This window comes from Bacteroides eggerthii, from assembly GCF_025146565.1.
Classification (GTDB): Bacteria; Bacteroidota; Bacteroidia; order Bacteroidales; family Bacteroidaceae; genus Bacteroides; species Bacteroides eggerthii.
Genome location: NZ_CP102258.1, coordinates 2,348,586 through 2,368,189, shown reverse-complemented (window position 1 = coordinate 2,368,189; position 19,604 = coordinate 2,348,586). Strand labels below are relative to the sequence as shown.

Below are 19,604 nucleotides of genomic sequence, written 5' to 3'. Positions count from 1 at the left end.
TATTGTTTTCGGGCGCAAAGGTACAATAATCCTGCACATGAAAAACTGTTTTGTGCATTAATTTTATGACAGGGCAAGGAATTAATTGAAAAAATCAATAGTTTCTATTGAAACATTTAAGATATACACCTATATAAATAAGGTGTTTCTTTATAAGCCGGACATTTCTTTCCTTGCCACTACTATGTTCAGCACACAGCGTTCTTATCATTAAGAGAAAAAACCACTGAAGCTAAATCTTTCCACCATGGAGTAGTTTTCGTTCCTCCATGGGGTAAGTTTCTTTCCACCATGGTGGAACGAAACTTACCCCATGGTGGAAAGGAATGGGCAAAGCAAGGAAAAGCATTAACCGTCGGAAAATGAAACTATAAGATTAACCCGCCCGATATTTCCTAAACCTTATTATCTTTGTATGTGTTATTTCTATGTAATAATAAAGCATAACATTGCTAAAAACTAAAAACTCATGGCATATACTATTGCATTCTTCGGCAGCAAGCCCTACGATGAGGCTTCATTCAATGAAAAAAACAGCGAATACGGTTTTGAACTCCGTTATTATAAAGGGCATCTCAACCTGAACAACGTCATACTGACGCAAGGCGTGGATGCAGTGTGCATCTTCGTGAACGATACGGCCGACGCGGAAGTCATCCGGCAAATGGCGGCAAACGGCGTGAAACTGCTTGCCCTGCGCTGCGCCGGATATAACAACGTAGACTTGAAAGCAGCCGCCGAAAACGGCATCACCGTAGTACGCGTGCCCGCCTACTCCCCCTATGCGGTGGCCGAATACACAGTCGCCCTCATGCTTTCCCTCAACCGGAAAATACCCCGCGCCACTTGGCGTACGCGCGACGGGAACTTCTCGCTGCATGGACTTCTGGGATTCGACATGTACGGCAAGACAGCAGGTATCATCGGGACGGGAAAGATTGCCAAAAAGCTCATTACCATTCTTCGCGGTTTCGGCATGAACATCCTTGCCTACGACCTCTATCCCGACTACAATTTCGCCAGGGAACATCAGGTGGTATATACCACACTGGACGAACTGTACCATAGCTCGGACATCATCTCCCTGCACTGCCCCCTTACCGAACAGACCAAATACCTCATCAACGACTATTCCATCGGCAAGATGAAAGACGGCGTGATGATTATCAATACCGGACGGGGACAACTCATCCACACCAACGCTTTGATAGAAGGACTGAAAAACAAGAAAATCGGTTCCGCCGGACTGGACGTGTACGAGGAAGAAAGCGAATATTTCTACGAAGACCAGTCGGACAAGATCATCGACGACGACACCCTGGCGCGTTTGTTGTCATTTAATAATGTAATCGTAACCTCCCACCAGGCATTTTTCACGCGTGAGGCACTCGCCAACATTGCCGCCACCACCCTGCTGAACATAAAAGACTTCATGGAACATAAGAAACTGGAAAATGAAGTCAAACTGTAAAAGACTTTTTATAGAACATTAATCATCCGCGGCCCAAACTTTCCTACACGCTTGCTTGTTACATACAGATAAACCATTAAAAAAAACAGGTTATGAAAAAAGTAATAGACAAAGCCGAGAGCCGCGGACGTTCTTTATACGATTGGCTCGACAGTTACCATACATTCAGTTTCGACGGATACTACAACCCGCGCCGTATGAACTTCGGAGCCTTGCGCGTACTGAACGACGACCGTATAGCCCCCGGCGAAGGCTTCGGCACCCATCCCCATAAAAACATGGAGATTATCACCATTCCCTTGAAAGGCCGGCTGCAACATGGCGACAGCAAGCAGAACCACCGCACCATCACCCCGGGCTACATCCAGACGATGAGCGCCGGCACAGGCATCTACCACAGTGAGATGAACGGCAGCGACACCGAAGAAGTGGAACTCCTTCAAATCTGGGTGATGCCCGAAAAGCTGAATACCCCTCCCGCCTATCAGGACTATGACATCCGTTCCTACCTGCACAAGAACGAGCTTGCCCTCATCGTGTCTCCCGACGGCAACGCTCCCGCCAAAATGCTGCAACAAACCTGGTTCTCCATTGGAGAGGTGGAAGCCGGAAAAAAGACGGGCTACCACCTGCACCAGTCACACGCAGGAGTGTACATATTCCTGATAGAAGGCGAAATAAAAGTGGACGGCACAGTGCTTTCACGTCGTGACGGCATGGGAGTGTACGAAACCAACAGCCTGGAAATAGAGACCCTGAAAGACTCGCATATCCTGCTGATGGAGGTCCCGATGTAGGGCTTTTGCATAAAATAACAGCGAAAGCGGAAGTTTGTGTAGCGTTTTTCGTAATATTGCGCTATAATTGAATCCGTACAATGAAACTTGATTATATCTACCATAGCGGCTTCGCGATTGAAGCGGACGGCGTGACAGTCATCATCGATTACTACAAAGACACCTCGGAAGAGGCGCCGAACCGGGGAATCGTGCATGACTGCCTGCTAAAGAAACCGGGGATACTCTACGTGCTTTCCTCGCATTTCCACCCCGACCACTTCAACCGCGAAGTTCTTTCATGGAAGGAAGAACGCCCCGATATCCGGTATATCTTCTCCAAAGATATTCTGAAACATCGGCGTGCAGCGGCGGAAGATGCCACCTATATAAATAAAGGCGACGTCTACGAAGACGGACACATCCGCATCGAAGCCTTCGGCTCCACCGACGTCGGCATCTCCTTTCTGATAGACTTGCAGGGCATCCGCCTGTTCCACGCCGGCGACCTGAACAACTGGCACTGGAGCGAAGAGTCCACCCCGCAGGAAATACGCAAGGCCGAAGGCGACTTTCTCGCAGAAATAAAAATCCTGCAACAAAAGGCCCCTCTGGTAGACGTAGCCATGTTTCCGGTGGACAGCCGCATCGGAAAAGATTACATGCGCGGTGCGGAACAATTCGTGGAACGAATAAAAACCACTATATTTGCACCAATGCACTTCAGCGAAGACTACCGGGGCGGCAACTCATTCCGCACTTTTGCCGAAAGCAAAGGCTGCCGTTTCCTGACGATTTCCCGCCGGGGTGAGAGTTTTGATATTACTAAATAAAACATAGCATTATGAAAAATTTAACACAAGTTCTTTTTGCACTATTCTGCCTTTGCATGCCCGCCTTGCTGCACGCCCAACGGGATGACAGTAAGTATCTGGCCGGCGCTGTTCCCGAAGCAGACGGAAAAGTGGTATTTACCAAAGATTTCAGTATCCCCGGCATGTCTCAAGATACAATCTATTCCCGCCTGCTGAAGTGGATGGACACACGACTGGCCAAGAATGAGAATACCAGCCGCGTGGTCTATTCCAACCGGGAAAAAGGACAGATTGTGGGCATGGGCGACGAATGGATCGTGTTCAGCTCCACAGCCCTGTCACTGGACAGAACCAAAATACTCTACCAACTCACCCTCACCTGCCAGCCGGAGAAATGTACCCTCGAAGTAGAAAAAATCCGTTTCAGCTATCGCGAGGGAAAGGAAAAATATACCGCCGAGGAATGGATTACCGACAAATACGCTTTGAACAAGTCCAAGACCAAACTGGTACGCGGCCTTGCCAAATGGCGCAGAAAGACAGTGGACTTCGTTGACGATCTCTGTGTCGATATAACAGAAGCCCTAAGCGCCAGCACTGTCGCCAAAGCTCCTGCTGTGGAAAAGAAGGAAGAGAAGAAAGCGGAAACAGCACTTGTGAATTCCGGCACAACGGTTATCACTCCCAAGACGCAGGTTACGGTGGAGACTCCCAAAACATCTGCAACTCCGGTTGCCGCCACCGAATCAGCCTCCGCCGCATACAGGGAAGTGTCTCCGGATGCCATCCCCTCGGATGCAATCCAGACCGGAAACGGCAAATTGGTAATCGTAATCGGCGAAGAACCTTTCAATATGACAATGATGACGGCCAATGCCGGCGGTTCATTAGGCAAAATAGCCGGCAACAAAGCGGTGGTATTCACCATCCTGTCGCCCGACCAGCCTTACGGACAAATGGATGCGGCACAGAATTACACCGTACGTTTCTATCCTAACGGACAGAACGAGCCTTCCATTATACTGGAATGTAAGAAGTTCCCGTCACAGGCTCCGATAGAAGGCATGCCGCGTACGTATATAGGCGAAATCCTGAAAGCGAAAATCAAATAAATCAATAATCAAACCTAACAACGGACAACAGTGGAAATAAAAAGTAAATTTGACCATTTCAATATAAATGTCACCAATCTGGAACGTAGCATCACTTTCTACGAAAAGGCATTAGGACTGAAAGAGCATCATCGGAAAGAGTCGTCGGACGGCTCTTTCACGTTGGTCTATCTCACCGACGGCAGCACAGGCTTCCTGCTGGAACTGACCTGCCTGAAAGAACATCCCCAAGCCTACGAACTGGGCGAGAATGAAAGTCACCTGTGTTTCCGCGTAGCCGGAGACTACGATGCCATCCGCCAATATCATAAGGAGAATGGCTGGGTGTGTTTTGAAAACACCGCTATGGGACTGTACTTCATCAATGATCCGGATGATTACTGGATTGAGATACTACCTGCCAAATAGCATATATCAGACTTGTGGCACAGCAATTTACATTATAATATTTAATACAATAGCAACGTGAGTATAGAAGAAGCAATGATGGGCGGTATTGTTTTCAAAGGCAAGAAAGACAAGCCTAAGGAAGAAAACAAGGTGAAAACCAAAGCCAAGAAAAAGACCTATATTACCGGCCTTCATGGTTCCGGTGCGGCGAAAATGAAAGCAGAGATTCGCAAGAAGCGCGCGAACAGGCATAAAGGAAAGTAAAAAATATTTTTCAAGTGAAAAGGTGTAAGTTCTATCAAACAGAATTTACACCTTTTTCTTTATATCTCTCTATTTTTATCCCGGAAAACCGTTACAAAATTATTCAACTAAAACAGAAATTAGCTATTTTGCGTTAAAAAAGGCTCAAGTCTCAAATAAAGTTAACGGAAAACTTTGTTTTTACGTTTTCGCTATATATTTTTGGCATCACAAACAAACAAATAAAAAAATTTAAAGAAAAGTGATTTTATCACAAGAGCATAAAAAAAAGCATTACTTTTTTTTATCCAAAAGAATTGTAGTGTGCTTTCTTATATCAATAACTTTGACTAACGCATATGCCCAGACGCAACGCGGCAGGAAAGATGATGCAAAAGCAGAAGAAATATCTTTCAAAGACCGCTGGGGAATCAAGACAAATGCAGTGGACTGGTTATTGACTATTCCCAATATTGGTGTGGAGTTCGACTTGGGCAATACCATCCGAAACAAGCGTACAATCAGCGCCAACATAAAATGGAACTGGAATACTTCCCAGACGTACACCCCTTCCCTGATATTTAATGTGTTCGACGCACGCGTGGAATGGAGGCAGTATTTCCGTACCCGCCAACGCGGCGGCGTCACCAAAGACGCCGGATTATACACCCGACTGAAAGAAACGGTGTTCACCACCCAGCGCAAGAATCCGCGACAAGAGCGTGCTTACTACTGGGGAGTATACGTCAACGCCTCCAGCTATAACCTGAAAATCGGCAAAGAAGGTAAACAAGGCAATGCTTACGGCGCCGGCATCAGCGTTGGTTATACCGCCCCGCTCTACGGTTACCGCAATAATTATATCGACTTGGAATTAGGCGGTTCGGCCGGACTTCTGTACACCTCGTATGATGTCTACACCCATGATGCTGAAAGCAACTGTTATCCGCGCATAGCAGACAAATGCAAGGGCGGACACATCGTTCCCTTCCCCTTGATTACCGACCTGCGGGTAGCTTTCGTCTATCGGTTCATGTCTGTGGGAAGCAAGTACAAAGCATCTGTCTACCGCCGGGTACAGATACGCAGCGAGAAGCGTAATGCAATCAATGCCAAAATCAACGCCATGCGCCTGCGCATCGACTCCATTGCCGGTGCCGTCCAAAAACAAGGTTTCAGCCGTCCGGACAGCCTGCTCACCAAAGAAGAGTTGAAACAGTGGCGGTTGATGCAACAGGAGCGCAAGGAACAGGCCCTGAAAGAAGCCGCCGACAAGCTGCGCAAGCACGTAGCGGATTCACTGGGCATACAGCTTAGCGACACCCTTACATCCGAACAGGAGAAAACAATAGACAAGGCACTGAAAGAGTACGAAAAACAATTGAAGCGGAAAGCCGAAGCACAGGATTCCACCAAGCTCGGCAAACATGCCGCCAAAGATGCCAAACAAGCAGCTAAAGAGAAGAAAGGAAAGAAAAAGAAGAAAGAATCCGGAAAAAACAAGAAAAAGGACGGGCAACAGGAACTAAAAGCCACCAAAGAAGATACGGAAGCGAAGCAAGAAGAAGCCGAAGCTCCCGACAAGGAAAAGAAGGAGGACAAAGCATGAAAAACAAGACACTGACATATCTTGGCCTCAGCCTGTTGTGCTGCTTCTGCTCCTGCACTTCGGTAGACCTCTGCCCGGAGGAAGGACACCCGCATATCACCGATATGCGCGTAAGGCTGAACTGGGGGGATACCGACAAAGATGAGATTCCGGCAGAGATGCACATCATAGCAAGCCGTATCATCAATACCTGGCGCACCCGCGGCATCGTGGACACATCCATAGATCCTGCAACAGCCGGCAATATCACACAACAGGAAAGCTCTTCGGACAATCCCCAAACAGAAGAGGGAGACGGCTCCTCTTTCTATCTGCGCGGAGGCGAATACAATATTTTCGTCATCAACGACCAGTGCACAGATGCTGCGGCACCGGCTGACGGCACAGAGCCTTCACCGCTTCCAATCGTCAGCATAAGCAATCTGGACAACTACATTCACGACAACCGGGTGAGCGTGAAAGACCTTTATCTGCAAATAAGCAGCATGGGCGACAAAAAGCCCGACATCGTGGCAGGTAACGACCTGCCGGACTTTAATCCGGACGAGGAATATTTGCAGGAATTGAAATCTCCCATATACTATGCAGTGCAAAAGGATATAGACATCCGGACAGGCGAACCGACCCTCATTGACTTTGACATGCAACGCATCAGCCAGCGCATCAATATCATCCTAAATATCCGCACCGAGGGAGATATAAAAAAAGAAGACCTCTTGCCGCCTATCATTGAACTGTCCGGCGCTTGCGGACACTTCAACATATCCGAAGCCTGCCTGGACACCACCCGCCTCTACCGGATGGTACACCAGGCACAGCCCGACGAGTTTACGCAAACCGGAGAGAACACCTACCGATGCGTGGTGCACTTCCACACCCTGGGCGTCATACCGAGCGCCGCCAAAGGGCATCTCAATGGACCGGGCATCCTGCAGGTTGCCTTGCAGGTGTCTGCCAACCGGCTGGATGCTTCCGGAGCCCCGGTGCTGGACCAAGACGGCAAACCTGTAAAAAACAGCCGCTACATCTACGGAGCCATCAATCCTTATGATGAATTGACTGCGGCGCAGCTTATTGAAGTGCGCGACAGCAAAACCTATCTCCGTTACAGCAAAGATGACGTAAACATCGAAATAACAAGCCCTTTAGTAATAAAGGCCGACCAAATAGTATCCGATGACACCGGAATGGGCTGGCAACCCAACGACCCGACCAATCCGGACGACGACATAATAATAGAGATATAGGAATGCAACGACAGACATATAGGAATAAGATACATAAACGGAAATACCGCCATGCACCCGTCTTACTGTTATGGTGTATGCTGTTGCTTGGTGCCGGTTGCGGAAACCTGTACACCGGTGAGGAGCCACTCTACGACCCCAACAATCCGGGAGGCCAGGGCGACCAGACACAACTGCCCGTCATGGTAGCTTTCAGCGACCCTATATATAATGTGTTGACGCGTGGTTCGGGAGTGCTGGATCCTGAAGATGAAGAAAGTTTCAACAAGCATATATACGACGGAACATTCTTTGTGTACGCATTCCGGCGCGACAACCCCAACGGCATGACCTATGCCCATCGCCGCGCCGAAGACACCGACCGACGTTACTGCCTCATAGACGGCAGCCTGGACGGAATCACCGATGAGGAATGTGCAGCATTGGGAATCACCGCCGAACAAAGTAAAGAGCATGGCAAGCGCGCGGCATACGCAGGAAACGGTTCGTTCGTCAACTGGAAGAGTTCCGGCTATATCCCCTACTACAACCTGCAGGAGGAGTTCGACGCTTTCAATTTCTTTGCCTACTACTACGACAATGCGAAGATAGGCGAAGTGAAACGTGAAGCGGACCGCATCTGCTTCGATGTCACAGTGGACGGCTCGCAGGACTTGATGTGTGCCTCTGCCGCCGACCTAAAGACACTGATAGAGGACGTGGAAAACGGACGCGAAGTGGCTGCCGATTACAGCGAACAGGCTGCCCGGCTGAAACAGCTTCCTGCCGACGAGCGCCAGTTGATGCGCAGTTGTTATTACGGCACCTATACGGCACGCCGCAACATCTGGCCTATCATCCGGATGAAGCACCAACTGTCATACGTCAAGTTGAAGTTCTATCCTGCAAGTCAAAACCCGAAAGAGGTCGTCTACATCACAGGCGTATGGATAGAATGTGTAAACAAAGGCGTGTTCACCGTAGCATCATCGGATCCTGCCAAAGTAGGCGTCTACTTTCCTGCCGACGGAGAGCCGGGCAAACTGCCGTCACGCGATACGGAAGGAAATGAAAAGCCCTGGACCGATGAGAATGGAAAGTCCCTCTACCCCATACAAGTGAAGGAAGAAGATGTGGACAAGGATGTGAGCCGGCGTCCGGCAACAGACGGCGGTGTATTTCTGCTGCCACCGGGCAACAATGCCAAGCTGTTGATAAGTACGGAATATTATCCCAACGAAACTGAAAGCGAACCGTATATCACCACTTTCAGTTACGACCTGAAAGACGCTGTGCACAACAAAGACGAAAACGGCGCTTATCTCTCCAGTGGATTCATGGGCGGACGCGAATACAGCATCAGTGCCTATATATACGGACCGCAAGAGATAAAACTGAACGTGCAGGCTGCCTCGTGGATAAACGGAGGAGACATAGAAATAGGAGAGGAAAAAGAATAAAAACAAACAGAGATTTATATATTTTCTTTTATTAATTAAAATTTTAATGATTATGAAAAAGCAATTTTTCTACGCAGCAATGGCTCTCGCAGTGATGAGCAGTTGTTCAAAAGACAATGATCCGGGTATCGGCAATCCGGAAGAGAACAATGACAAAGCAGTGATCGCATTGGGACTCGATGTACCTACTGTCACAGCCAGCACCAGAGGTACAGGTTCAGTGGGCGACGTTGCCGGTGACCAAAACACATGGAACAGCCAAAAACTGTACATCTACATGGTGGATAGAAATACCGGATTAGAAGCTGAAGAAGGAGCTGAAAATGCAAAAACCAAGATTCTTGACAATGGTGTTCTTGAGTTCAGAGCACCCAAAGCTGACGCCAAAGACAAAGGCGCCATCAGAATCTATAAAACCTATACAGAAGATAGTGACAACGGTGTAATTCAATATAAATATTACCCGACCAACGGTCAATATACATTCTATGGCTACCATATTGATGATGCAAAAAATGCAAATCCAAGCATTACAGCAACAGAAAAGAAAGTAACAGGCGTTACAATCGATGGTACTCAAGACTTATTGGCAGCTAAAACCATAGATATGGCCGAAAATGATGCCACTGCCGCTGATCCTGAAAGTTTCTATAAAGACATTGCTACTTCATTGGGAAGTGAATGGACTGAATTAATGAAATATCAATTCGGTGCCCGTACAGCCCGTAAAGGTATTGTTCCTGTCTTGAAATTCGAGCACCAATTGGCACGCTTGAAATTCTTTGTAAGAGCCGGTAGCGAAAGTGCAGCAGGTTATGAATGGCAAACAAGTCAATGGGTAGAACGCAAAAGTAGCGATGCTGCTGACAAACCTCTTGGTATGCAAGTCACTAAGATCACTCTAAAAGACATGGCAAATGTTGTTGATATGGATCTTACCGTTCCTTCTTCTACAAGAAACGGAACCGGTGTTGCTGATTTTGTAGTATGTAGCAAAGATGCTGCTGCTAACCACAAGCTGGACCCAACAAAAGGTTTGATAAATTCGGTAGTACCTAAGTATCCTTATGGAGATGCAAATATTCCGGAGTCAGATCCTGATACCAAAGGCACTCAAGTAGGTGAGCCTGTAATGTTCTTCCCCATCGACGACCCTGACAACGGAAATATTACATTATCCATAGACCTCAAACAATATGTAGAAGATACCAAAGACGAAGCAACTGGTACGATTACATACAAAGAAGTTGAAAAGGCAGATAACAAGTTAATCATTGATCAGACTAAGATTTCAGGAGCAACAAAAAAATTCATGCCCGGTGCTTCCTACAACGTATACATTACAATCTACGGTCTCGAGAAGATTGAAGTTACTGCAGTTTTGACCGCATGGGAAAACGGTGGCGATATCGATGCTGACATCGAAGACGGTAAATAATAACCGGCTTCCCTACGGAAGATAACTTCCGAAACAATCCAAAGACCAACGGGAGGTACAAAAAGTACTAACCGTTGGTATTTGAAATACCCAAGCATGTAGAAGAAGTTTCGCACGTTGAAACCAATAGTCTCCTTGGAGAAACAAGAGACAATTAACGATATGTTTAACAATTACTCATTACAAAAATATGAAAAAGAACTTATGGCTTCTGGCAGCCGTCCTTTGCATGGCAGCATGTTCGCAAAACGAGGAAATCATTGCAGAACAGCCCACCACCGAGGACGACTTTGAGAGTCCCGACGGACAAGTAGTTATCCAGTTGGGTGGAGGTGAATTAAATGCCTCAGCCTCCACTACGGTGACACGTGCACCTATTACCGATGCGAACTTTATAGGAACCAATGTAGGCGTATTCGCTTTGGCCGTCAACAATGGCACCGATGTAGCCGCAACAGACTGGAGTACAGCCGCAGGCGCTCTCCTGAACAATATTCAGGGAGTAATCGCTGTTCAGACCAATTCACCCGGTTCTGAAGCAGATGCCAAGAAAATCTCCCTTTACAGAGACGGAACCTCGGGAGCCGTCTACTATTACCCCGTAGACAACAAGTACGACTACACATTCTATGGGTATTCTCCTTATCAAGCAACCGGCGCCACTGTAACCGCCAGCCAGGCCACAGTGAGATTCACATTCAATGGTTCGCAAGACATCATGTGGAACAAAGCCGCCGCACCTAACATTCCGGAGCAATCTATCTTCATCGACGGAAGTACCGACGAAAAGAACAGTTCCGTCCTGACAGGCTACAAAGCCAAATACATCCGGCAACTGAAATATCACCACGACCTGATCACTACCGGTGGAAAAAACGGAGATGATTATAAATGGGTGCCCAACATCAACTTCACCCACTTGCTTACCCAATTCACTTTCCAGGTGATAGCTGCCAAGAAACAATCCGAAGCCGATAAAGAGGCTGCACAAAAATTGAAAGTAAAAAATGTACGCATCAAGAATCATGGCACCAGCGCCACTCTGAACGTGATAGACGGAACGCTCACATGGGCCGGAAACGAATCATTGTCCATGTTGTCAATCGGCACTGATAACGTTGCCACAGGTACATTCACTCCAAGCATAGCAGGAGACGGCGGTGACAAAATCGGTTATCTGATGGCAAAGCCAACCGACGGAACCGCAGCCCTTGAACTGGAAGTTACCATAGAAGCTCCGGACGCAGCCACCAGCGTACCTACCGAACAAACCGTAACCCTCCAAGTGAATACCCCGGGCGGATTCAAGAAAGGCATTATCTACAATGTGCAAATCGGAGTGTATTCAATGCAGGAAGTAATGGTGGACGCCACCCTGACAGAATGGCAAGACTTTGACGGCGGCAATATTGACGCACCGATTGAATAAAACAAGAAACAAGTTTCTAAGATAAGTAATGAGGAAACCAACAAACATATTATTCTATTTTGGCGTTACACTCTCTTTGTTGACAGGATGTAACCAAGAAAACTCCATAGTTCCTCCCCTATCCGGGGAGGAAAACGTGGAGGTTTGTCTGAACGCCTCCGTCAGCACCATAGAAACAACCATCACCCGAAGCGGAATTATCACCGGAACAACATTGGAAGAGAGGGCTCCGGTAGGAGTGTTCGGATTGACAGAACAAGGAGGCAATTTTATAGAGCCCTATCTGAAGAACCTGGAATATCTGAACGTAGGGCCGAGTGGTGCATTGACCATAGCCGATGGCTCCACAGTCAACTACCCTCCGGGACAGGATAAGCTATATCTGTATGCCTACTATCCATACACAACCGATGTTTCGACAGACGGAAACGGAAACGCTTCCATCCCTGTGAACGGGACTAAAGGCAGTGAAGCTGTGACCGACTACCTCTATACCGGCATGATAACCGGCAGCAAAGCCCTTGCCGCAGCCGGCAACAAAGTGTCACTTCCGCTGAAACACGCCTTGGCCATTCTGCGTTTCAACATTTATACCAACACGCAGGAATATACCGTAGACTCACATCCGATACTGAACAGCATCAGTTTCACCACACGCGAAGGACAGGAAGGAACCATGGACTTAGCCACCGGAGTGATTACCTCCAACAACAGCAGTAACCGGACAGCAGTATTCCTTGACTACCAAGCGGAGAACTTAGGTATCATCGCCAATAAAGCCCCTATCGTAAAAGATTACCTGTTGTTTCCCTACGAAGCTGCAGAGAATAGCGCCATCCGTAAACTGACACTGAACGTCTCTATGCCGGAGGAAACGGAAAATAAAGAAATTGTAGTATTCGACGAAGCAGACAAGGACGAGAACCAGAACAAGGTAATCGTCAGGTTGAAAGCCGGATACATCACCACCATTAACATCAAGTATACGCAAAGCATGGCAGCCAAGGCCAGCGTAAGTGAATGGCAACCAGGTGAAGAACATACCTTTGAATAACAAATAAAATAGATTATGCCGAAATTATTTCATTTTCTCCGCCCGCGACACGCACTGCCGCTACTACTGTTGCTTGGCAGTTTCACCGCCCTGCATGCCCAGCAAATAGCAGTAAAGACCAACGGACTGATGTTTGCCGCCATGATGCCGAACGTAGGCTGCGAATTTGTGGTGGGCGAACGGAGCAGTATAGACATCTCGGCTTTCGGCGCAGTCAATATCTACGGAAACAAAGCACAGATGATAGGCCTTATGCCCGAATACCGCTATTGGTTCAACGGACGTCCCATGACGCGCGAATTTGTAGGAATATCCGCCCTCGGCACATCCTACGACATTACGTGGGGAGACAACATCTATCAGGGCGACGCAGCCGGCGCAGGAGTCACCTTTGGCTATGCACTCAACTTGAGCAAACGCCTCAACGTGGAGTTTCATGGCGGATTCGGTGCCGTATATTTCAAGCAAAAACAATACTACAAAAACGACAATCTTGAGGACTACACCAACGGAACAGCGCAAGCCAACGCCACCGGCTACAAACTGCTGCCCATCAAAATCGGTGTCTCCATTTCTTATATCTTCAAATAAAAAGAACAACACGCCATGAGAAATTTCATCAGAACATTAGCTGTCTGCATTGCTGTGATTTCGACTTCCATACCAATCATGGCGCAACAAATCTCTATCGTATCCGGCAAAGTGCTGAACCTGCCCGAAGGCGAAAAGAAGCCAAGACCTTTCCCCATGGGAGAGACAGTACGCATCTTTGCATTCAACACTGTGGCATCGGCGCGCGATGCCCTGAAAGCGCTGGAAACCGGCGGAGGAGGTACTTTACTCTTCGATGCCGATGCCGTAGCGGGAGCCGACGGATACTATGAAATACGCGTTGCCGAAAACGGTGCGCTGATCTTCAACGTGCAAATGAAAAATGAACTGCGCGAAGTGAACTATAAACAAGAAATAAATGCCAATATTGACGGTGGCATCGCCCTTGACGAAGTGGAAGTGGTAGCGGAGAACCCTAATCCGCAACCCCGTCCCGTAGCAGGAAAGATAATAGGAAACAAACTGATTGTAAATAACTCGGTAGCGATTCCGAGCAATTACGGCGCTCCCAACCGCCGCCTCATCATGCAGCCCTATATCATGGACTGCACCACAGAAGAAGTTGTAAGCTACATGGTCCCCACCGTCATGGACGGACCGGAATACGGACTGACACAAGACCGCCGCATGGCTTATGATATAAAGAATGACAAACTGGCCCCCTATATCAACACCCGCCGGCAACTGGATGCCACACGTTTCAATCTGGACATCAACGACTCGGTACCCGTCCCCGACCCCCGGCGCATATACAGCGTTTTATCCAAAGTGATTATTGCAGACTACACCCACTCCACTTACGAAGCCGAATGGAAAATGACTACCTGCAAAATAAAACGCCCTTTGCAGTTTCTGGAGTTTTCATTTCCCGATTTCGAACTGGATCCCGACAAATACAAAGAAACACCCCGGCGCGAACGAAGAAATACGGCAGGAAACATCTCACTGACATTTCTCGTAGGCAAAGCGGAACTGGATCCGGAAGATTCCACCAACATAGTGCAAATGAACAAACTGCAGGAGGACCTGATGAACATCGTGAATGGTGAAGGAACCACCCTGAAAGAATTTAAAATCACCGGTGTGTCATCTCCCGAAGGACGTTATGCCAGCAATCTGGCCCTCGCCAAACAGCGAACCAACTTTGCACTACACAAAATCACATCCGTAATACCGCCCGCCAAATGGAGCCGGGTGTACAAACATCCCACAGAAACCCGCGTAGCAACCTGGAATGAAGTGGCCGACCTGCTGGAACAGGACAGCCTGACAGCCGAAGCGCAGGAGATAAGGGAGATTACCGAAAAATACAAGAACCCCGATGCGCAATTTGCCGCCGTATCACGCCTACCCTACTACGCCACTGCCATCAAAGAACGATTGCCTCAACTCCGCACAGTGCAGTATGAATACAAACATGAAATCTTCCGCGAACTGAATCCGGATGAGATATTGGACAAATATCTGCATGACCCGCAATATGCCGACGGCAAAAAGTCGTTCACACGATACGAGTACTGGCATCTGTTCCAAATGATAAAAGAACCGAAAGAAGCGGAAAAACTTTACCGGCGTGCATACAGGGAAACAATGGCATACGATGCAAAAGGAAAAGAAAAGCCATGGATACTGGCAGCAAACAACCTTGCGGTAGCCCTTCTGCGCAGAGATACTTTCGATGTGGAGATACTGAAGCCCCTGATAGACCTCAAACGGAAAGTCAATATGGTAGACTCCTTCAATGACGGCATCAGCGTCACAAAAACCGAAGTCAATCCTGAGACAATCGTTGCCAATCAACTTGCCATGTACATACGCGCCTATAACTTTGAAGATGCCAGTATCCTTGCCGATAAGCTTCCTGACACCGAGCGCTTTCAAATGATAAAGGCATTTGCCAACTGCCTCGGCGGATATTATGATTATCGGGGCGCCGCCACCGTAAAAGAGGGCGAGGAACGTAAAAAAGTGTTCAAGCTGGTAAAAGAGTCGTCACCGCTGAACAATATTGTAATGTGCATGGCAATGGAAACAGACAGTTACAACAAAGAAGCCGAGAAAGCCCTGGCGGAACTTCCTGAAACACCCATGACGAACTATATGAAGTTAGTGATTTACATCCGGGAAAAGAAGTTGTATGAATGGAGCTATGACAATGCCTTGGATTTTGATGAAGCCTGCAAGAAACTGGAAGCAATCATCAAACAGGACAAGAAATACTATAAAACAGCCATGAACGACGGTGAAATCAGTAAAGAATTTATGGAGTATTACGACCAAGGCGACTGGAAACTTTATTAATCTGAATATAGAGAATTGAAAATATGAAGAAACTACTGATTATACTGATTGTATGGAACATTGCAATGCCAACAGCCTTTGCCCGGCAGCAAGGAAGCAGTATTCCGCCCCGGACTGTACTTTCCAAAGATACAATCAACCCCGGATTCGACGCTACGCAACAGATTTTCCAGAAGCGCTACCAACATCCGGATGCAGTCCCCTTTGATACCCTGTGGAAAAATAATGTATATATCTCATTGTTCGGCGGTATGGACAAGATGATTCCACGAGGAAACGCCGACTTCAACACAGGCCCCGTAGGCGGCATTGCAGCCAACTGGCAGTTCGCACCCGCACATATTTTGCGCGCTTCACTGTCAGCAGGCAATTTTTCACGAAAAATAGACAACGAAACATTAGTGCGCTTCGGATTGCAGGCAGACTATCTACTGAATGTGTCGTCCTATGTCAACGGTTACAACCCCGGACGTATCTTTGAGTTCCTGACCGTAGCGGGAATCGGCTACCAACTATCCTCACTGGCAGGCAGAATGGAGCACGTAGCCGACTTGCATTTAGGATTTCAACTGAAACTGCATCCCACCGCACATGTGGATTTTTATCTGGAACCTCGCTTCACTATCATGAGCGACGGCATAGATCATTCTTTCCAGAAAAACTGGCATAAATATGACATGACCTACGGCGCAGTGGTAGGAATGAACTATCGCTTCAAGGCATGGAAACCCTTTGGCAAAATACCCATACTGGAAGGTGATCATTTCTTAGACAACACCTTTGTCAGTATCGCTGCCGGCGGACAGTTTCAGGGCTCCCGCCTGACAAGCGAAATAGGACTGGTGAATTCTATCGGACCGCATATCAGCCTGTCAGTCGGAAAATGGCTGATACCGGCATTCGGCCTACGGCTATCAGCGTTTAAATCATCCGATACCTGGCATAAAAAAGTGATCGCCCCCTCTGCAAGTGCCGCAGGCGAAGAATTCTACGAGATGTCGGCATACGCAGGCAGCCGTTTGGAAGGTATGCTGGATGCCACTTATTTCTTTAACGGAAGACAACTCGATCCTAAGTTTTCCATTAACGTGTTAGCCGGCGGTGAACTGGGATACATTCAGAAAGAAAACGGTTATCGTCCCGCAAAAGGCGGATACACAGGCTTCACAGGCGGTTTGCAACTGAAATACCGTCTGTTCGGTGATGTCTCCGTATTTTTGGAACCACGTGCCAGTATGGCATCATATTCCTTAAAAACCAATGAAAAAGAAGAGGGGCGGTACGTTGCCAGAAAGTTCACAGACAATCTGTACAGCATCAATGTGGGTATTGAAATCAAACGTGCCAATGAAGAAAACCGCATGGCCCGTTCTCTGAATCGCGACTTGTTCAAACCTTCTTTTTTCGCAAGCGGAGTAATCGGCTTTGCAACTCCCATACAGATGAAACGATATGAACCGAAACGCAACTTTAACTATCAGGCCATGATAGCAGCAGGACGCACTTTCACTCCCCTATCTTCACTCCGCTTTGGAGCAGACTTCGGACCTTTCTCCGCAGAGTTAAAAGGTAAGGCAATAGAATATAACATGGCAAGCGGAAGCCTTGACTATATGCTGAACCTTACCAATCTAATGACAGGATATGACCCTGAACGCAAATACGATGTGCAGCTGTTTGCCGGAATTGTGGCATCCATGAGATTAAAACAGGACAACCGTTTCTTTATCGGCGGAGAAGCGGGACTGCAAACTTCCTACCAAGTGAGTCGCCGCTTCAAAGTATTTCTTGAGCCCAAAATCCGCTTTTACGGTAAAGAACTGCTGATGCAAGACAACGTACAGGGAAGAGATGTCATGATGTCGTTACATGCCGGAACGAGCTTCTCTTTCTAATAAAAGATTAGGCTTTATATCCAACTTTACAGGCTTAATCATATTCTCCGGTTTCAGAATAGTATCCAAATCTTCTTTGGAAAGAATGTTATGCTCCAATACCAGCTCATAAACGCCCTTTCCCGTTTCAAGAGCTTCCTTGGCTATTCGGGTAGAGTTCTTATAACCAATCACCGGATTAAGGGCGGTAACCACACCGATGCTGTCGTGCACATATCTGCGACACACATCTTCATTGGCAGTGATACCATCGATGCAAAGAGTACGCAAAGTGTCGAACCCGTTCATCAACAAATCGGCAGACTCAAAACAACATTGTGCCATAACAGGTTCCATTGCATTCAATTCCATCTGTGCCGCTTCACCACTCATAGCCACGCAGAGGTCATTGCCTATTACCTTATAGTCAATCTGATTCATCACTTCCGGAATAACCGGATTTACCTTGCCCGGCATAATAGAAGATCCCGGTTGCATGGCAGGAAGATTTATTTCTCCCAATCCGCAGCGCGGTCCGGATGCAAGCAGACGAAGATCATTGCATATCTTATTCATCTTCACCGCAACTCTCCTCATAGCCGAAGAATATCCTACAAGACAGGAGGTGTCCGAAGTAGCTCCCACCAAATCATCAGATAATTTAATATCCCAGCCTGTAAGCTCCTTCAAAGCCTTCACGCATTTTTCAGCATATTCCGGCTCTGCCGTAATACCGGTGCCGATGGCGGTAGCCCCCATATTGACAGTAAGAAACTCTTCCGCCGCAAAGTTCAGGTTCTTTATTTCATCATGCAGGATGCTGGCAAATCCATTAAACGTTTGTCCGAGAGTCATCGGAACAGCATCTTCCAACTGCGTACGTCCCATTTTAATGATATGCTTAAACTCTTCCGCCTTACGCCGGAATGCATCAATCAGTTCTTCAAAATGCTTCATCAGTTTGAGGTGAGTATAATACATACCTATATGTATAGCAGTAGGATAAGCATCATTCGTTGATTGTGAACGATTTACGTGGTCGTTCGGCGAACAGTACTGATATTCACCACGTTTATGCCCCAATAATTCAAGAGCGCGATTGGCTATCACTTCGTTGGCGTTCATATTGGTAGTGGTTCCGGCTCCACCCTGAATCATATCCACCGGGAACTGTTCATGATGCTTACCTTCAAGTATTTCTTTACAAGCCTTCAAAATGGCGTCCACTTGTTTCTCGGTAAGCAAACCAAGCTCATAATTAGCAATAGCTGCTCCCATCTTGGTGATAGCGAGAGCGTTGATGAATAAAGGATACTCGTTCAGATGAAATTTACTAATCCGAAAGTTCTCAATACCTCTAAGGGTTTGCACTCCATACATGGCATTTTCCGGTATTTCCCGACTGCCAATCAAATCACTCTCAATGCGAGTTTTCTTCAATGCTTCTTCTTTCATAATATATATACATTTATTAACTATTTACACAAATAGTCATCAAAGGATAACCAAATATACAATAAAATGTTTTGTAAACACAAAGCTTTAATATCAGGTTAACAAACTTTAAATACAAGAAAGTATTAAGCATATTAGCGAACTTATCATATTAAATTGATACATATGAATTAATCCACAATGAATAGGAAATTTAGTTAATAAACATTTTATTTAGAAAATATAAAATAACAAACACAACACATTGACCCCCTTTTTTTGTTATATAAAAGATATTTTCAGAAATTAGCCAACATAAAAAACGGAATAACCTTTATATCTGATCTTTAAACAAGAAAT

16 protein-coding genes are annotated in these 19,604 nt (G+C 47.0%); 15 read left to right on the top strand and 1 reads right to left on the bottom strand.

Going from position 1 to position 19,604, the window contains the following annotated elements:
- Positions 1-469: 469 nt before the first annotated feature.
- The 15 genes from NQ546_RS09700 (at position 470) to NQ546_RS09630 (ending at position 17,831) form a co-directional block, all read left to right on the top strand.
- Positions 470-1,471, top strand: a complete 1,002-nt coding sequence (locus tag NQ546_RS09700) for a 2-hydroxyacid dehydrogenase (protein ID WP_004289945.1) — start codon at positions 470-472, stop codon at positions 1,469-1,471.
- Positions 1,472-1,563: 92 nt separating this feature from the next.
- The gene (locus NQ546_RS09695; protein ID WP_004289944.1) at positions 1,564-2,268 is read left to right on the top strand and encodes a pirin family protein; all 705 of its coding nucleotides are present in this window, start codon (positions 1,564-1,566) and stop codon (positions 2,266-2,268) included.
- 80 nt (positions 2,269-2,348) lie between these two features.
- Complete coding sequence (locus tag NQ546_RS09690; protein WP_004289943.1) at positions 2,349-3,080, top strand: MBL fold metallo-hydrolase; 732 nt, start codon at positions 2,349-2,351, stop codon at positions 3,078-3,080.
- Between the two features lie 11 nt (positions 3,081-3,091).
- Complete coding sequence (locus NQ546_RS09685; protein WP_004289942.1) at positions 3,092-4,174, top strand: DUF4468 domain-containing protein; 1,083 nt, start codon at positions 3,092-3,094, stop codon at positions 4,172-4,174.
- 30 nt (positions 4,175-4,204) lie between these two features.
- The gene (locus NQ546_RS09680) at positions 4,205-4,582 is read left to right on the top strand and encodes a VOC family protein (RefSeq protein ID WP_004289941.1); all 378 of its coding nucleotides are present in this window, start codon (positions 4,205-4,207) and stop codon (positions 4,580-4,582) included.
- A gap of 57 nt (positions 4,583-4,639) precedes the next feature.
- A complete protein-coding gene (locus NQ546_RS09675; RefSeq protein WP_004289940.1) occupies positions 4,640-4,828 on the top strand; it encodes a hypothetical protein in 189 nt (62 codons plus the stop codon).
- A 241-nt stretch (positions 4,829-5,069) separates the two neighbouring features.
- Positions 5,070-6,416 carry a DUF3575 domain-containing protein gene (locus NQ546_RS09670; RefSeq protein WP_004289938.1) on the top strand — a complete coding sequence of 449 codons (1,347 nt, stop codon included), beginning with the start codon at positions 5,070-5,072 and terminating at the stop codon, positions 6,414-6,416.
- Positions 6,413-7,663, top strand: coding sequence for a hypothetical protein (locus tag NQ546_RS09665; RefSeq protein ID WP_172556392.1), 1,251 nt, complete (start codon positions 6,413-6,415; stop codon positions 7,661-7,663). The genes NQ546_RS09670 and NQ546_RS09665 overlap by 4 nt, the downstream gene beginning before the upstream one ends.
- 2 nt (positions 7,664-7,665) lie before the next feature.
- Positions 7,666-9,102 (top strand): hypothetical protein, encoded by a 1,437-nt coding sequence (locus NQ546_RS09660; protein WP_229093415.1) that lies wholly within the window; start codon positions 7,666-7,668, stop codon positions 9,100-9,102.
- Positions 9,103-9,154: 52 nt separating this feature from the next.
- Entirely contained in the window at positions 9,155-10,540 is a 1,386-nt protein-coding gene (locus NQ546_RS09655) for a fimbrillin family protein (protein WP_239463446.1), read from the top strand.
- Between the two features lie 190 nt (positions 10,541-10,730).
- Entirely contained in the window at positions 10,731-11,969 is a 1,239-nt protein-coding gene (locus NQ546_RS09650) for a fimbrillin family protein (protein ID WP_004289934.1), read from the top strand.
- Positions 11,970-11,997: 28 nt separating this feature from the next.
- Positions 11,998-13,023, top strand: a complete 1,026-nt coding sequence (locus NQ546_RS09645) for a fimbrillin family protein (RefSeq protein ID WP_004289933.1) — start codon at positions 11,998-12,000, stop codon at positions 13,021-13,023.
- Between the two features lie 15 nt (positions 13,024-13,038).
- Positions 13,039-13,614 (top strand): DUF3575 domain-containing protein, encoded by a 576-nt coding sequence (locus NQ546_RS09640; RefSeq protein ID WP_004289932.1) that lies wholly within the window; start codon positions 13,039-13,041, stop codon positions 13,612-13,614.
- Between the two features lie 78 nt (positions 13,615-13,692).
- Positions 13,693-15,936 (top strand): hypothetical protein, encoded by a 2,244-nt coding sequence (locus NQ546_RS09635; RefSeq protein WP_004289931.1) that lies wholly within the window; start codon positions 13,693-13,695, stop codon positions 15,934-15,936.
- 23 nt (positions 15,937-15,959) lie between these two features.
- Complete coding sequence (locus tag NQ546_RS09630; protein ID WP_004289930.1) at positions 15,960-17,831, top strand: hypothetical protein; 1,872 nt, start codon at positions 15,960-15,962, stop codon at positions 17,829-17,831.
- Here the strand turns inward: NQ546_RS09630 and aspA are convergent.
- Positions 17,802-19,265 (bottom strand): aspartate ammonia-lyase, encoded by a 1,464-nt coding sequence (gene aspA / locus NQ546_RS09625; protein WP_004289929.1) that lies wholly within the window; start codon positions 19,263-19,265, stop codon positions 17,802-17,804. The two genes, NQ546_RS09630 and aspA, sit on opposite strands and share 30 nt — an antisense overlap.
- Positions 19,266-19,604: the final 339 nt, after the last annotated feature.

Bases quoted from the DNA above. Each gene is read 5' to 3' on its own strand.
- NQ546_RS09700 (WP_004289945.1), top strand. From the start codon at position 470: ATGGCATATACTATTGCATTCTTCGGCAGCAAGCCCTACGATGAGGCT.
- NQ546_RS09695 (WP_004289944.1), top strand. From the start codon at position 1,564: ATGAAAAAAGTAATAGACAAAGCCGAGAGCCGCGGACGTTCTTTATAC.
- NQ546_RS09690 (WP_004289943.1), top strand. From the start codon at position 2,349: ATGAAACTTGATTATATCTACCATAGCGGCTTCGCGATTGAAGCGGAC.
- NQ546_RS09685 (WP_004289942.1), top strand. From the start codon at position 3,092: ATGAAAAATTTAACACAAGTTCTTTTTGCACTATTCTGCCTTTGCATG.
- NQ546_RS09665 (WP_172556392.1), top strand. From the start codon at position 6,413: ATGAAAAACAAGACACTGACATATCTTGGCCTCAGCCTGTTGTGCTGC.
- NQ546_RS09660 (WP_229093415.1), top strand. From the start codon at position 7,666: ATGCAACGACAGACATATAGGAATAAGATACATAAACGGAAATACCGC.
- NQ546_RS09655 (WP_239463446.1), top strand. From the start codon at position 9,155: ATGAAAAAGCAATTTTTCTACGCAGCAATGGCTCTCGCAGTGATGAGC.
- NQ546_RS09650 (WP_004289934.1), top strand. From the start codon at position 10,731: ATGAAAAAGAACTTATGGCTTCTGGCAGCCGTCCTTTGCATGGCAGCA.
- NQ546_RS09645 (WP_004289933.1), top strand. From the start codon at position 11,998: ATGAGGAAACCAACAAACATATTATTCTATTTTGGCGTTACACTCTCT.
- NQ546_RS09640 (WP_004289932.1), top strand. From the start codon at position 13,039: ATGCCGAAATTATTTCATTTTCTCCGCCCGCGACACGCACTGCCGCTA.
- NQ546_RS09635 (WP_004289931.1), top strand. From the start codon at position 13,693: ATGGCGCAACAAATCTCTATCGTATCCGGCAAAGTGCTGAACCTGCCC.
- NQ546_RS09630 (WP_004289930.1), top strand. From the start codon at position 15,960: ATGAAGAAACTACTGATTATACTGATTGTATGGAACATTGCAATGCCA.
- aspA (WP_004289929.1), bottom strand. From the start codon at position 19,265: ATGAAAGAAGAAGCATTGAAGAAAACTCGCATTGAGAGTGATTTGATT.